The sequence below is a fragment of the Thiomonas sp. FB-6 genome (genome assembly GCF_000377645.1).
Classification (GTDB): domain Bacteria; phylum Pseudomonadota; class Gammaproteobacteria; order Burkholderiales; family Burkholderiaceae_C; genus Thiomonas_A.
This window is the reverse complement of sequence record NZ_KB898471.1, coordinates 12525-26356: the sequence shown is the minus strand read 5'-3', so window position 1 is coordinate 26356 and position 13832 is coordinate 12525. Positions and strand designations below refer to the sequence as shown.

General features: G+C 72.7%; 13 protein-coding genes and 1 tRNA gene. 7 read left to right on the top strand and 7 right to left on the bottom strand.

Annotated elements, in window-relative coordinates; all coding sequences use genetic code 11:
- Nucleotides 1-18: 18 nt before the first annotated feature.
- Nucleotides 19-1386, top strand: coding sequence for a 3-deoxy-D-manno-octulosonic acid transferase (locus D466_RS0100125; RefSeq protein ID WP_231385638.1), 1368 nt, complete (start codon nt 19-21; stop codon nt 1384-1386).
- 125 nt (nt 1387-1511) lie between these two features.
- Here D466_RS0100125 and D466_RS0100120 read toward each other — a convergent pair whose 3' ends face one another.
- From D466_RS0100120 to D466_RS0100100, 5 genes are all read right to left on the bottom strand, one after another.
- Nucleotides 1512-1859 (bottom strand): rhodanese-like domain-containing protein, encoded by a 348-nt coding sequence (locus tag D466_RS0100120; protein WP_018911649.1) that lies wholly within the window; start codon nt 1857-1859, stop codon nt 1512-1514.
- Nucleotides 1860-1909: 50 nt separating this feature from the next.
- Nucleotides 1910-2560, bottom strand: a complete 651-nt coding sequence (locus tag D466_RS0100115) for a protein-L-isoaspartate O-methyltransferase (RefSeq protein ID WP_018911648.1) — start codon at nt 2558-2560, stop codon at nt 1910-1912.
- Nucleotides 2561-2594: 34 nt separating this feature from the next.
- A complete protein-coding gene (gene trmB, locus D466_RS0100110; RefSeq protein ID WP_018911647.1) occupies nt 2595-3308 on the bottom strand; it encodes a tRNA (guanosine(46)-N7)-methyltransferase TrmB in 714 nt (237 codons plus the stop codon).
- A gap of 48 nt (nt 3309-3356) precedes the next feature.
- Nucleotides 3357-3430: transfer RNA gene (locus D466_RS0100105), tRNA-Gly, on the bottom strand.
- A 65-nt stretch (nt 3431-3495) separates the two neighbouring features.
- Nucleotides 3496-4680 carry a pyridoxal phosphate-dependent aminotransferase gene (locus tag D466_RS0100100; RefSeq protein ID WP_018911646.1) on the bottom strand — a complete coding sequence of 395 codons (1185 nt, stop codon included), beginning with the start codon at nt 4678-4680 and terminating at the stop codon, nt 3496-3498.
- A gap of 64 nt (nt 4681-4744) precedes the next feature.
- Between D466_RS0100100 and D466_RS0100095 the strand changes: the two genes are divergently transcribed.
- From D466_RS0100095 to D466_RS19995, 6 genes are read left to right on the top strand one after another with little or no spacing between them, the layout of a single operon-like run.
- Nucleotides 4745-5257 (top strand): DNA-deoxyinosine glycosylase, encoded by a 513-nt coding sequence (locus D466_RS0100095; RefSeq protein WP_018911645.1) that lies wholly within the window; start codon nt 4745-4747, stop codon nt 5255-5257.
- 53 nt (nt 5258-5310) lie between these two features.
- A complete protein-coding gene (locus tag D466_RS0100090; RefSeq protein WP_018911644.1) occupies nt 5311-7179 on the top strand; it encodes a GspE/PulE family protein in 1869 nt (622 codons plus the stop codon).
- Between the two features lie 6 nt (nt 7180-7185).
- Entirely contained in the window at nt 7186-8346 is a 1161-nt protein-coding gene (locus tag D466_RS0100085; protein WP_018911643.1) for an ABC transporter permease, read from the top strand.
- 3 nt (nt 8347-8349) lie between these two features.
- Entirely contained in the window at nt 8350-9189 is an 840-nt protein-coding gene (locus D466_RS0100080) for an ABC transporter ATP-binding protein (protein WP_018911642.1), read from the top strand.
- A 31-nt stretch (nt 9190-9220) separates the two neighbouring features.
- Entirely contained in the window at nt 9221-10186 is a 966-nt protein-coding gene (locus D466_RS0100075) for an MlaD family protein (RefSeq protein ID WP_018911641.1), read from the top strand.
- Between the two features lie 55 nt (nt 10187-10241).
- The gene (locus D466_RS19995) at nt 10242-10922 is read left to right on the top strand and encodes an ABC-type transport auxiliary lipoprotein family protein (RefSeq protein WP_018911640.1); all 681 of its coding nucleotides are present in this window, start codon (nt 10242-10244) and stop codon (nt 10920-10922) included.
- A 28-nt stretch (nt 10923-10950) separates the two neighbouring features.
- Here D466_RS19995 and recQ read toward each other — a convergent pair whose 3' ends face one another.
- Nucleotides 10951-12792 carry a DNA helicase RecQ gene (gene recQ / locus D466_RS0100065; RefSeq protein ID WP_018911639.1) on the bottom strand — a complete coding sequence of 614 codons (1842 nt, stop codon included), beginning with the start codon at nt 12790-12792 and terminating at the stop codon, nt 10951-10953.
- 47 nt (nt 12793-12839) lie between these two features.
- Complete coding sequence (locus tag D466_RS0100060; RefSeq protein WP_018911638.1) at nt 12840-13757, bottom strand: fumarylacetoacetate hydrolase family protein; 918 nt, start codon at nt 13755-13757, stop codon at nt 12840-12842.
- Between the last annotated feature and the right edge of the window lie 75 nt (nt 13758-13832).

The following is a 13832-nucleotide window of genomic DNA, read 5'->3' as shown; positions in this document are numbered from 1 at the left end:
TCGCATGAGGTTGCTCGCATGAGTGCAGCGCCCATGCGCGCTGCGCCCGGCCGCGCGCTGCGTCTGTACACGCTGGCGTGGTGGTTGCTGGCGCCCCTGGCCGTGCTGCGCCTGCTGTGGCGCTCGCGCCGCGACGCCGCCTACCGCATGCGCCTGGGCGAGCGCTTCGGCCGCTACGCCGGCTCGGCGCCGGCCCCGAGCCGCGCGCCCATGCTGTGGCTGCACGCGGTGTCGCTGGGCGAGACGCGCGCCGCGGCGCCGCTGCTGGAATCCCTGCGGCGCGAGATCCCCGAGCTGCGCCTGCTGCTCAGCCACACCACGCCCACCGGGCGCGCGGCCGGAGCCGAGCTGCTGCGCGACGGCGATGCGCAGGTCTGGCTGCCCTACGACCTGCCGTGGGCCGTGCGCCGTTTCCTGCGGCATTTCCGGCCCGACTTGGGCGTGCTGATGGAAACCGAGCTGTGGCCCAACCTTGCGCGTGCCTGCGCCGAGCAGGGCATCCAGCTGCTGCTGGCCAATGCGCGGCTGTCGGCGCGCAGCGCTGCGCGCTGGTCGCGCTGGCCGGCCCTGGCTCAGGCCACCTGCGGCGCGCTGGCCGGCGCGGCCGCGCAGACCGGTGGCGATGCCTCGCGCCTGCGCGGGCTCGGGGTGCGCGACGTGGTGGTGGCGGGCAACCTCAAGTTCGACCGCCGCGCCGATGCCGAGTTGCGCGCGCAGGGCCAGCAGTGGCGCGCCGCGGCCGCGCGCCGCGTGCTGGTGCTGGCGTCCACCCGCGAGGATCGCGGCGTGGCCGAGGAGCAGCTGCTGCTGGACGCCATGCCGCGGGGCCTGCCGCGGCGCGCCCTGGTGGTGCTCGTGCCGCGGCATCTGGAGCGGGTGGCGGCGCTGCAGGCGCTGCTGGAGCAGCGCGGGCTGCGCCACGGGCTGCGCAGCCTCGGCGCGCCCGACGGCGAACTCGATGTCTGGATCGGCGACAGCATCGGCGAGATGCCGGCCTACTACGCCATGTCCGATGCCGCCTTCGTCGGCGGCAGCCTGCTGCCCCTGGGCGGCCAGAACCTGATCGAGGCCTGCGCCGAGGGCTGCCCGGTGGTGATGGGCCCGCACGTGTTCAACTTCGCGCAGGCGGCCGAGCAGGCCGAGCAGGCGGGAGCCCTGCTGCGTGCTCCGGACGCCGCCGGCGTCTGGGAACGCCTGCTGCGCTGGCTGGACGACGACGGCGCGCTGCGGCGGGCACGCGCCGGCGCGCGCGAGTTCAGCTCCGCCCACCGCGGCGCGGCCCGCGCGCAGGCCCACTGGATCGCGCTACGCCTGCGCGCCGCGGCCTCCACGCGTGGCCAGGCCGAAGTTCTCAAGGAATCGCAGGGCCGCCCCAAGATTCCTTGACCCCCACGGGGGGCGGGCCGGGCATGGCCCGGCCCTGGGGGCCCTCTCAAGAAAACGCCGGGCCGCCCCAAGTTTTCTTGACCCCCACGGGGGGCGGGCTGGGCGCAGCCCGGCCCTGGGGGCGCTCAGTAGGTGGGGATCGAGGGGTCGATTTCGCGCGACCACGCGGTGATGCCGCCCTGCAGGTTGTAGACCTGCTCGAAGCCGTTCTGCACCAGGAAGTTCGCCACCTGGGTGCTGCGCCCGCCGGTGCGGCACATGATCAGCAGCTTCTTGCCGCGCTCGAGTTCGCCCTGGCGCAGAGGGATCGTGGCCATGGGGATCGGCGAGCTGCGGAACCGCTCGTGGCGAATGCTCGCCCGTTCGAGTTCCCAGGGCTCGCGCACGTCCACGACCTGCCAGGAACCCAGGGCCTCCGGGTGGTTGTCGAGCATGTCGCTGAGTTCGCCGACGGTCAGTTGCGCAATCGTCATGGGAGATCCTGCTGGACTCGCGCCGGCGGCGTCGCCGGCGCCGGTTGGGTTCAGAAACGGAAACGCGGCGTCTCGGCGAAGCCGTGCAGGCGCGGAGCCACGGTGTCGAACAGATCGACCACGCGCGACTGGCGCTCGCCGCTGCGGGTGAGCAGCTGCGCGCGCATGATCGGCGCATCGCCCACCACCGCGCACAGGCGGCCGCCCGGCTTGAGACGGTCCACCAGCGCCTGCGGGATCTGTGCCACCGAGCCCGACAGCACGATGGCGTCGAATTCGCCCGGAGGCAGTTCCCTGGAGCCGTCCATGCAGCGCACCGTGGCGTTCATCACGCCGGCCTGGCGCAGATGCTGCTGCGCGCTCTCGGCCAGTTCGGGGTGGATCTCCAGGCTCATCACGTGCGCCGCGCAATGGCCCAGCAGTGCAGCCATGAAGCCGCTGCCGGCACCGATCTCCAGCACCCATTCGTGCTTGCGCACCGCGAGTTCCTGCAGCAGCCGGGCCTCCATTTTCGGAGCCAGCATGCTTTCCCCGCAGGGCAGCGGAATCTCCATGTCCGTGAAGGCCATGGCGCGATAGGCCGCGGGCACGAAATCCTCGCGTTTGACCGCTCCCAGCAGGCTCAGCACCTCCTGGTCCAGCACATCCCAGGGGCGGATCTGCTGCTCGATCATGTTGAAACGGGCTTGTTCGAAATCCATCGCTGTAGTCGGCTCGTACGGGAAAACCGCGATTTTATCCGCCCGCGGGCTCAAGTCGCTCGAAAAGCAGGTCCCACACTCCGTGTCCAAGGCGCAGTCCGCGCTGCTCGAACTTGCTGGGCATGCGCCACGGCGGGCGCGGGGCGTAGCCCTCGGCCGTGTTGCGCAGCGAGGCTTCGCCCTGCAGCACCCGCAGCATGTGCTCGGCGTAGTCCTGCCAGTCCGTGGCGCAATGCAGCACTCCGCCCGGGCGCAGGCGCGAGGCCGCCAGGGCCACCAGTTCCGGCTGGATCAGGCGCCGCTTGTGATGGCGCTTCTTGTGCCAGGGGTCGGGAAAGTACACGTGCACGGCGTCCAGCGAGCCCGGTGCGACCATGTCGCGCAGCACCTCCACCGCGTCGTGCTGCACGATGCGCAGGTTGTCCAGCCCGAGTTCGCGCATGCGCAGCAGCAGCGATCCCACGCCGGGGGTGTGCACTTCCACGCCGATGAAATCCCGCTCGGGCTGCTCCCGCGCCAGCAGCGCGGTCGCCTCGCCCATGCCGAAACCGATTTCCAGCACCCGTGGCGCGTGGCGTCCGAACAGCGCGTCCCAGTCGGGGACGGACGTGGCATGGGGCACGATGCGCAGCGGCCCGAGTTCGGCCAGCGCGCGGGCCTGGCCGCTGGTCAGGCGTCCGGTGCGCAGCACGTAGGAGCGCACGCCGCGGCGAACCAGACCGGCCGCCTCGTCGCCCTGCGGAGGCATCGCCGGCGCAGCGCCGGGCTCGGCCGGGGGGCCTTCGGTCGTTGAAACTGGAGCGGGTGAAGGGAATCGAACCCTCGTATGAAGCTTGGGAAGCTGCCGTTCTACCATTGAACTACACCCGCGCGGATTCGCGAGCCGAGAGTCTACATGAACCCCTCGCCGGGGTGTGCGGCGGCCGGGCCGGGGCTCACAGGGCGCTCAGGCGTTGCAGGGCCGCGTCCAGCGTGTCGTCGCGCTTGGCGAAGCAAAAGCGCGCGGTGCGCCGCGTCAGCCGCGGCTGCGGCTCGAAGGCGGTGACCGGGATCGCCGCCACGCCGATCTCGCGGGTCAGCCAGGTGCAGAAATCGGCCTCGGGCAGGTCGCTGACCTGGGCGTAGTCCACGCACTGGAAATAGGTGCCCTCGCAAGGCAGCAGGCGCAGGCGGGTGGCGCCCAGCCCGGCGCGGAAGCGGTCGCGCTTGGCCTGGTAGAAGGCGGGCAGGTCCAGGTGCGCCTCGGGGTGCTCGCGCAGGTACTGCGCCAGCGCCCACTGCATCGGCGTGTTGACCGTGAACACGTTGAACTGGTGCACCTTGCGGAACTCGGCGCTGAGTTCACGCGGCGCCGCCACCATGCCGACCTTCCAGCCGGTGGCGTGGTAGGTCTTGCCGAAACTGGACACCACGAAGGCCCGCTCGGCCAGCAGCGGTTCCGCTGCCACGCTGCGGTGGGCCTGGCCGTCGTAGACCATGTGCTCGTAGACCTCGTCGCTGATCAGCACCACGTCGGTGGGGGCCAGCAGCTCGCCCAGGCGCCGCAGGTCGGCGGCGCTCCACACGCGGCCGCTGGGGTTGTGGGGCGAGTTGATGAGCATGGCCCGCGTGCGCGGGCCCAGCGCCGCGGCGATGGCGTCGAAATCGGGCCCGAAATCGGCCGTCAGCGGCACGCAGCGCGCCACGCCGCCGGCCAGTTCGATGGACGGCAGGTAGCTGTCGTAGGCCGGCGTGAGCACGATCACCTCGTCGCCCGGATGCACCACGGCCAGCACCGCGGTCAGCAGCGCCTGGGTGGCACCGGCGGTGATGGTGATTTCCTCGCCCGGGTCGTAGCGCCGGCCGTGCATGTGCTCGATCTTGGCGGCCAGCGCCTCGCGCAGCAGCGGCACGCCGGCCATCGGCGGGTATTGGTTGTGGCCCTCGCGCAGCGCGCGCGCCACCGCGTCGAGCAGCACGGGGTCGGGCTCGAAATCGGGAAAACCCTGGCCCAGGTTGATCGCGCCGCAGCTTTGCGCCAGCGCCGACATGACGGTGAAGATGGTCGTGCCGACCTGGGGCAGGCGGCTGCGCGGGGCGGGGCGGTGCGCGGCGGCGGCCGCGGGCGTGGACAAGCTCATCGGTGGGGCTCCCAGGGGTTGCCGCGTCTGCGCGCGGCGAATTGCCTACCATTGGACTACAAGCATGCCCAAGTCCGCTTCCGCCCCGCTCCTGCGCGGCCTCGCCCCGGTGGCGGGGCCGGGCACGCGCCTGCTGCTGCTGGGCAGTTTTCCCAGCGAGGCCTCGCTGGCCGCCGGGCGCTACTACGCCCATCCGCGCAACCAGTTCTGGCCCTTGCTGTCGGAGTTGTTCGGCGTGGACCTGCGCGCGCTGCCCTACGAGGCACGGTTGCGGGAACTCGAGCGCCTCGGCCTGGGCATCTGGGACGTCTACGCGGCCTGCGAGCGCGAGGGCAGCCTGGACAGCAGCATCCGCCAGGCACGGCCCAACGCGCTGGCCGAGCTGGTGGGGGGTCTGCCCGAGTTGCAGGGCATCGCCCACAACGGCGGGGAATCGGCGCGTTCCCTGCGCATCACCCGCGGCCTGGCCCCGCGGGTCTGGCGCCTGCCCTCGAGCAGTCCGGCGAACGCCTCCTGGAGTTTCGAGCGCAAGGTGGCGGCCTGGCGCGAGGTGTTCGAGGCCTGCGGCCTGGTGTAGCCGGGGGCCGCGCCGGTGTCCGTGGCGCCGCCGGCTCGTTCTACACTGGGCCCATGGCGCCACGCACGACTTCGCTCACCCCGCCGGATTCTCCCGAGGATCCCCAGCAGGCTGCCGCGCGCGCGGCAGCGCGGCCGGGCGCCGCTGCCGGCCAGCGCGCCCGCCTGCAAGGCGCGCTGGACTGGCAGACGGTGCTGCAGGCGCTGTTCGAGGACGGCTGGATCGACGAAGCCGCGCTGCGCCGCGGACTCGACCGCTGCGCGCACGGCAGCGCGCGCCAGCACGCCCTGCAACGCGTGGCCGCCGCCACGCTGCCGCGCAAGGCGGACGGCAAGCTGCTGGACCTGGACGCGCTGAGCGCCTGGCTGGCCGAGCGCGCGGGCCTGCCCTTGCTGCGCATCGATCCGCTGAAGGTGGACATCGGGCGCATCGGCGACCTGCTGTCGCGGCACTACGCGGAGCGTCACCGCATTCTTCCGGTCTCGGCCGACGCGCAGGGCGCGACCATCGCCACCGCCGAGCCCTTCGAGACCGGCTGGCTGCCCGAGGTGGAGCGCATGCTGCGCCGCCCGGTGCAACTGGTGGTGGCCAACCCCGCCGACATCGCGCGCTACACGGCCGAGTTCTTCAACCTCGCGCGCTCGGTGCGCGAGGCCCAGCGCAACGGGGCGATTCCGGCCTCCGGCGCGAACCAGTTCGAGCAGCTGGTCGAGATGGGGCGCAGCGGGCGCGCGATCGACGCCAACGACGCCGGCATCGTGCAGGTGGTGGACTGGTTGTGGCAGTACGCCTTCGAGCAGCGCGCCTCCGACATGCACCTGGAGCCGCGGCGCGAGTTCGGCGTGATCCGCTTCCGCATCGACGGGCTGCTGCACGTGGTCTACCAGGTGCCGCCTTCGGTGATGAACGCGATGACCAGCCGCATCAAGCTGCTCGGGCGCATGGACGTGGTGGAGCGCCGCCGTCCGCAGGACGGGCGCATCAAGACGCGCCGGCCCGACGGCGAGGAGGTCGAGCTGCGCCTGTCCACGCTGCCCACCGCCTTCGGCGAGAAGCTGGTGATGCGCGTGTTCGACCGCGACGTGGTGCTGCGCGATCTCTCCGCTCTGGGCTTTCCCGCGGCCGAGTCGGCGCGCTGGGAGGAACTCACGTCGCGCCCGCACGGCATCGTGCTGGTCACCGGCCCCACCGGCAGCGGCAAGACCACCACGCTGTACTCCACGCTCAAGCGCCTGGCCACCGACGAGGTCAACGTGTGCACGGTGGAGGATCCGATCGAGATGGTCGAGCCGGCCTTCAACCAGATGCAGGTGCAAAGCGGCATCGAGCTGGGTTTCGCCGACGGGCTGCGCGCGCTGATGCGCCAGGACCCGGACATCATCATGGTGGGCGAGATCCGCGACCGCGAGACCGCCGACATGGCGGTGCAGGCGGCGCTGACCGGCCACCTCGTGCTGTCCACGCTGCACACCAACGATGCCGCCGGCGCGATCACCCGCCTGCTCGAACTCGGCGTGCCGCCGTACCTGCTGGGCGCCACGCTGCTGGGGGTGCTGGCGCAGCGCCTGGTGCGCACGCTGTGCGTGCACTGCCGCCAGCCCGACGCGGCCTTCGACCAGGCGGCCTTCGAGGCGGCGGTGGCGCCCTGGAAGCCCAATGCCCAGGGCCGCCCCTGCCGGGCCGTGGGCTGCCTGGAGTGCCGCAACACCGGCTACCTGGGGCGCGTGGGCCTGTACGAACTGCTGCCGGTGGGCGCCGCCCAGCGCGCGCTGATCGCCGGCGGCTCGGCGCTGGACGCGCTGCGCGCGCAGGCGGTGCGTGACGGCATGCGGCCGCTGCGACTGGCCGGCGCCCTGAAAGTGGCCGAGGGCGTCACCACGCTGGAGGAAATCCTGCGTGCCACCCCCGCGCCCCAGGGCTGAGCGACGGTGAGCGAGGCCGCCGTGCACGCGACGCCGCCCGCGGCCTGGGCACGCTGGGAGCCGGCCGGCGAGGGCGCGCAGGCAGCCGCGACGGGTGTGCTGCGCATCGGCGGCGCCTGGACCGTGCGCGAACTGCGCGAGGCGCCGCGCCTGGAACTGCCGCCGCGGCTGCGCAGCCTGGCGCTGCGCGCAGACCCGGGCGAGCTGCGCATGGACACCGCCGGCGCGCGCCTGCTGCTCGAGCGCCTGCAGGCGCTGCGCCAGGACGGCGTGGAGGTCGACACCTCGGATCTGCCCGATGCCGCGGCACGCCTGCTGCGCCTGGTGCAGCAAAGCGCGCTGGATCTGCCGCAGGCGCCGCGGCGGGCGCACGCCGGGCTGCTCGGCGACATCGGCCGCGCCGTGTTCACGGCCCTGCGCGAGGGGCGCGATTTCGTCACCACGCTGGGTGAACTGGCGTGGCTGGGAGCGCCGCTGCTGCTGCGCCCGGCGCGCCTGCGCTGGCGCGAGGTGGCCGCCGAACTCGAATCCGGCGGGCTGCGCGCGATGGGCATCGTCGGCCTGCTGTCCTTCCTCATCGGCATGGTCATGGCCTACCAGGGCGGCGCCACCCTGGCCAGCTACGGCGCCAACGTGCTGATCGTGAACCTGGTGGCCATCATCACGCTGCGGGAGATGGGCCCGCTGATCGCGGCCATCCTGGTCGCCGGACGCACCGGCTCCTCCTACGCCGCGCAACTGGGCACCATGCGCATCACCGAGGAGATCGACGCGCTGCGCTCGCTGGCGCTGTCGCCCTTCGAGATGCTGGTGCTGCCCAAGGTGCTGGCGCTGGTGGTGGCCCTGCCGCTGCTGTCGCTGCTGGCCGATGCCATGGGGCTGCTGGGCGGCGGCATGGTGGCCTCGCTGGGCTTCGGCGTGCCCTGGCGCGAATACCTGAGCCGCATCCCCCAGGTGGTGGACGTGCACACGCTGGTGCTGGGGCTGATCAAGGCGCCGGTGTTCGCGGTGGTCATCGCGCTGGTCGGCTGCATGCAGGGGCTGCGCGTGCGCGGCAGCGCGGCCGCGGTGGGGCGCGCGGCCACCGCCAGCGTGGTGCAGTCGATCTTCCTGGTGATCGTCATCGACGCCGCGTTCTCGGTGCTCTACAAGATGCTGGGACTCTGAGCCATGGACGCGCGACCTTCGGACGGGCAGGGGCAGGGCGGCGACGCGGTGATCCGCGCGCGCGGGCTGGTCAACCGCTTCGGCGCCACCACCGTGCACGAAGGGGTCGACCTGGATCTGCCGCGCGGCTGCATCATGGCCCTGGTCGGCGGCTCGGGCAGCGGCAAGTCGGTGCTGCTGCGCACGCTGACCCTGCTGCGCGATCCCCAGGCCGGCTCGCTCCAGTTGTTCGGCGAGGACGCGCTCGCCGCCGATGCCGCGCAGCGCACGCGCCTGCGCACCCGCATCGGGGTGCTGTTCCAGGGCGGTGCGCTGTTCAGCGGCCTGAGCGTGCTGGAGAACGTGGTGCTGGCCCTGCACGAGCACTCGTCGCTGCAGGCCGGCCTGCTGCCCGAGGTGGCCATGCTCAAGATCGGTCTGGCGGGCCTGCCGGCGGATGCCGCTCACAAGTACCCGGCGGAACTCTCCGGCGGCATGGTCAAGCGCGCGGCGCTGGCGCGCGCGCTCGCGCTGGATCCGGAATTGCTGGTGCTGGACGAGCCGACCTCCGGCCTCGACCCGGTGGGCGCGGCCGCCTTCGACCAGCTGATCGCCCAGTTGCGCGAACTGCTCGGGCTGACCGTGCTGCAGGTCACCCACGACCTGGACTCGATCTGGCACGGCAGCGACGTGGTCGCCTTCCTGGCGCGCAAGCAGGTGCTCGCGGTCGGCAGCGCCGCCGAACTCGCCGAACGCGACGAGCCCGAGCTGCGCGAGTATTTCCGGGACGGGCGTTCCGCCGTGTTCTGGCGCAGTGCCCGCGGGGCCGCGCCGGGCGCGCTATGCTCGCGTCAGAATCCCTGATCAGGCCCCGCGCGGCAAGCCGGCCCCATCGATGGAATCCAAGGTCAACTACACCGCAGTCGGCGCCTTCGTCATCGGCATGATGATGGTGCTCGCGGGCGCCGTCTGGTGGTTCAGCGCCGGCGCGCGCCAGGTCGACAACACCACCTACCTGATCTACGCCACCGACAACGTCAACGGCCTGAGCCCGGCCAGCGACGTGTTGTACCGCGGCGTGGCCGTGGGGCGCGTGAGCTCCATCGAGATCGATCCGCGCAACGCCACGCTGATCCGCATCCAGGTGGCCATCAAGAGCACGGTTCCCGTGCGCAAGGACACCGTGGCCCAGCTCTCCCCGCGCGGCGTCACGGGCCTGTCGGTGATCAACCTCAGCGGCGGGCGTTCGGCGCAGCCGCTGCTGCCGCAGCCAGGCCATGCCTACGCGGTGATCCAGTACGCACCCTCGGTGTTCTCGCGGCTCGAGGGCGGCCTGAACGACGCCGCCGTGACCCTGTCCAAGATCGCCAACCGGCTCGACACGCTGCTCAGCCCGGCCAACGTGCGCGCCATCAGCGAGACCCTGCGCCACGTCGAGAACACCACCGCGGAGCTGGACGCCCATCGCCAGGACATCGGCGCCACGCTGGACAACCTGCGCCGTGGCAGCGAGGAGCTGGCCGCGCTGGGCCAGCAGGGCCAGCGCCTGGGCGACCATGCCGACGCCACGCTGGAGCAGGTGCGGCGCACCGCGGCCTCGGCGCAGGCGGCGCTGCAGCAGCTTGAACTCGCCGCGCACGACTGGCAGCGCGCCGGCGACAACGCGGCGCGCCTGGGCGAGGTCGGCACGCAGGCGGCGCAGCAGTTGCGCAGCCGCACGCTGCCCGACTACGAGCGCCTGGGCGCCCAGCTGCAAAGCCTGAGCCGGCAGCTCACCGAACTGAGCCGCAGCCTGCAGCACAACCCCAATCAACTGCTGTTCGGCGCGCCGCTGCCGCCGCCCGGACCGGGAGAGCACTGAGGTGAAGTTCGCGACCCTCCCCCGGCGCAGGGCACGCCCCGCGGCGCCGCCGCGCATGCCACGGTCCCTGGCGCTGTCCCTGGCGCTGTCCCTGGCCCTGGCGGGCTGCGCGCTGCCGCGCGTCACCCAGCGCCCGGCGCAGGCGGACTACCGGCTGCGTGCGCCGCGCATCGCGCAGGCCGCGCCGGGTCTGCGCCCGATCACCCTGAGGGTGCTGCCGGTACGCGCCGCCCCCGGGCTGCAGGGGGTGGACATGCTCTACAGCCCCACGCCCTTGCAGCTCATGCCCTACCGCGACAGCCGCTGGCTGGTGCCGCCGGCGGAGATGGTCGACACCGCGCTGCGCGAAAGCCTGGCCCGCCAGGCCTGGGTGGCCGCGGTGGAAGGCGGCGAGGCGCCCGGGCGCACCGACTGGGCGCTGCGCTGCCGTCTCGACAGCCTCGAGCACGACGTCTACGCGCGGCGGGTCGAATTCGCCATGCGCTGCCAGCTCTACGCCGGCGCCGAGGAGTCGCTGCGCGCCTCGTGGAGCTTCGAGGCCGCGCGCCCGGTGCAGGCGCAGGATGCCGCGCAGTACGCGCAGGCCACGCAGGACCTGCTGGACCAGGCGGTGGCCGGGGTGCTGCGGCAGGTCGTGCGCGTGGTGGTGGCCGCTCCGGCCGCGTCCGTGCCGGCGCCCACGGCCTCCGCGCCCGCGCCGGGCGCGTCCGCGCCCCTGGCGCCGGCTGCCCGCTGAGCCGCGTTCGGCGCCCGGCCGGGCCCCGTCAGGCGCCGGCCTGCCCGGCGATCAGGCGCACCAGGGCCGGGCCGTAGGTGTCGCGCTTCTTGTCGCCGACCCCCGAGATGCTGCGCAACTCGTCCAGGTCGCGCGGGCGCGCCACCGCGATGGCGCGCAGCGTGGCGTCCGGGAACACCACGTAGGCCGGCACGCCGTGGTCGCGCGCCGCTTCGGCGCGCCAGGCGCGAAGCTGCTCGAACAGGATGGCGTCGTCGTCGCGCAGCGCCACCGCCGGCTGCGGGGCGGATCCGCCGGCGCCGCGGCGCTTGCGGGCCGCGGCCGGCGCCTGCCGGCGCAGCGCCACGCGGCGCTCGCCGCGCAGCACCTCACGGCTGCCCTCGGTCAGGCGCAGCACGTTGTAGTGCAGGGAGTCGACCTCCAGCAGATGCTGCGCCACCAGCTGGCGCAACAGCACCCGCCAGTCCTGTTCGGACCAGTCCGCGCCGATGCCGAAGGTGGACAGCCGATCGTGGCCGAAGCGCTGCACCTTGTCGCCGCTCTTGCCGCGCAGCACGTCGATCACGTGCGTGGCCGCGAAACTGGTGCCGCTGGCCTGGCGGCAGCGGTAAACGGTGGACAGCGCCTTCTGCGCCGCCTCGGTGGCATCCACCATCTCAGGCGGCTGCAGGCAGTTGTCGCAGTTGCCGCAGGGTTCGGAGGCCTCGCCGAAGTAGGCCAGCAGGCGCACGCGCCGGCAATCGGCCGCCTCGGCCAGCGCCAGCATGGCGTCCAGCTTGGCCGTGGACAGGCGCTTGTGCGCCTCGTCGGCCTCGCCGAGCTCGATGAGCCGGCGCTGCTGCACCACGTCGGCCAGGCCGTAGGCCATCCAGGCCTGCGCGGGCAGCCCGTCGCGTCCGGCGCGTCCGGTTTCCTGGAAATAGCCCTCGATGGAGCGCGGCATGTCCAGGTGGGCGACGAAGCGCACGTCGGGCTTGTCGATGCCCATGCCGAAGGCGATGGTGGCCACCATGACCACGCCGTCCTCGTCGAGAAAGCGCCGCAGGTGGCGGGCGCGCATGCCGGAGTCCAGGCCCGCGTGGTAGGGCAGGGCCTTCATGCCCTGGGCGGCCAGCAGGCCCGCGACTTCCTCCACGCTGCTGCGCGACAGCGCGTAGACCACGCCGCAGTCGCCCTCGTGTTCGTCGCGGATGAACTGGGCCAGCTGGGCCCGGCCGTCGCGCTTTTCCACCACGCGGTAGCGGATGTTCGGGCGGTCGAAGCTGGAGACGAAGCTGCGCGCGTCGTCCAGCAGCAGGCGCTGCGCGATCTCCTTGCGCGTGGGGATGTCGGCGGTGGCGGTCAGCGCCACGCGCGGCACCTCGGGCCAGCGCTCGCGCAGTATCTCCAGCTGGCCGTATTCGGGGCGGAAGTCATGGCCCCACTGGGACACGCAATGCGCCTCGTCGATGGCGAACAGCGCCAGGCGGCACTGCTCCAGCAGGCGCATGCCCGATTCGCTCAGCAGGCGTTCGGGCGCCATGTACAGCAGGTCGAGCTCGCCGGCGCGGGCCTGCGCCTGCACCTGGCGGGCGGTGGCCGCGTCCAGCGAGGAGTTGAGAAAGGCCGCGCGCAGGCCCAGTTCGCGCAGCGCCGCCACCTGGTCCTGCATCAGCGCGATCAGCGGCGACACCACCACGCCCAGCCCCGGGCGCAGCAGCGCCGGGATCTGGAAGCACAGCGACTTGCCGGCGCCGGTGGGCATCAGCACCAGCGCGTCGCCGCCGCCGGCCACATGCTCGACCACCGGCTCCTGCAGTCCGCGGAAACTCGGATAACCCCAGACGTCCTGCAGAAGTCGTCGGGCGCGCGCTTGGTCGGAATCGGGCATGGACGGCACTGTAGCGCGGCGCGCGCGGCCGCGAGGCGCGGGGGAGATCAGGCCTTCAGGGTCCCGAGGCCGCCGCCCTGGGGCGGATCGATCAGCTCGCGCGCATCCGGCGCCACGCGTGCGCGCGAGGCACGCACCTGCTGGCGTTGCGCGCCCAGGCCCTCGATCTCCAGTTCGACCACGTCGCCGGGCTGCAGGAAGCGCGGCGGCTTCATGCCCAGGCCCACGCCGGCCGGCGTGCCGGTGGCGATCAGGTCGCCCGGCAGCAGGGTCATGAAGTGGCTGAGATAGCTGACGATCTGCGCCACGCCGAAGATCATGTCGCGGGTGTTGCCGTCCTGCATGCGCTGGCCGTTGACGCTCAGGCGCAGCGCCAGCTCCTGCGGGTCGCCCACTTCGTCGGCGGTGACCAGCCAGGGTCCCACGGGGCCGAAGCCGTCGCAGCCCTTGCCCTTGTCCCACTGGCTGCCGCGTCCGATCTGGAACTGGCGCTCCGACACGTCGTTGACCGTGCAGTAGCCGGCCACGTACTTCAGCGCCTCGCCCACGCCCACGTAGCGCGCGGCGCGGCCGATGACCACGCCGAGCTCCACCTCCCAGTCCAGGCGGGTCGAGTGAGGAGGCTGCTCGATGGCGTCGAAGGGCCCGCTGAGGCAGGTGGTCCACTTGTTGAACACGATGGGCTCGGTGGGCACCTGGGTGCCGGTCTCGCGCGCATGGTCGTGGTAGTTCAGTCCGATGGCGACGAACTTGCCGATGCCCACGAAGGGAACCCCCAGGCGCGGCTTGCCCTTGACCAGCGGCAGCGCCTGCACGTCCAGCGCGCGCAGCGCGCGCTGCCCCGCGGGCGAGTAGGCCTGCGGCCCGATGTCCTCCACCACGCCCTGCAGGCTGCGCAGGCGTCCCTGGGCGTCGATCATGCCCGGGCGCTCGCGCCCGTCGCTGCCGTAACGCACGAGTTTCATCGCTCCTCCTTCTCGGTTTTCGAGCCTCTATTGTTGCGCGCCCGCGTGCAACGTGCCGAAAGGGGGCGTGCCGCA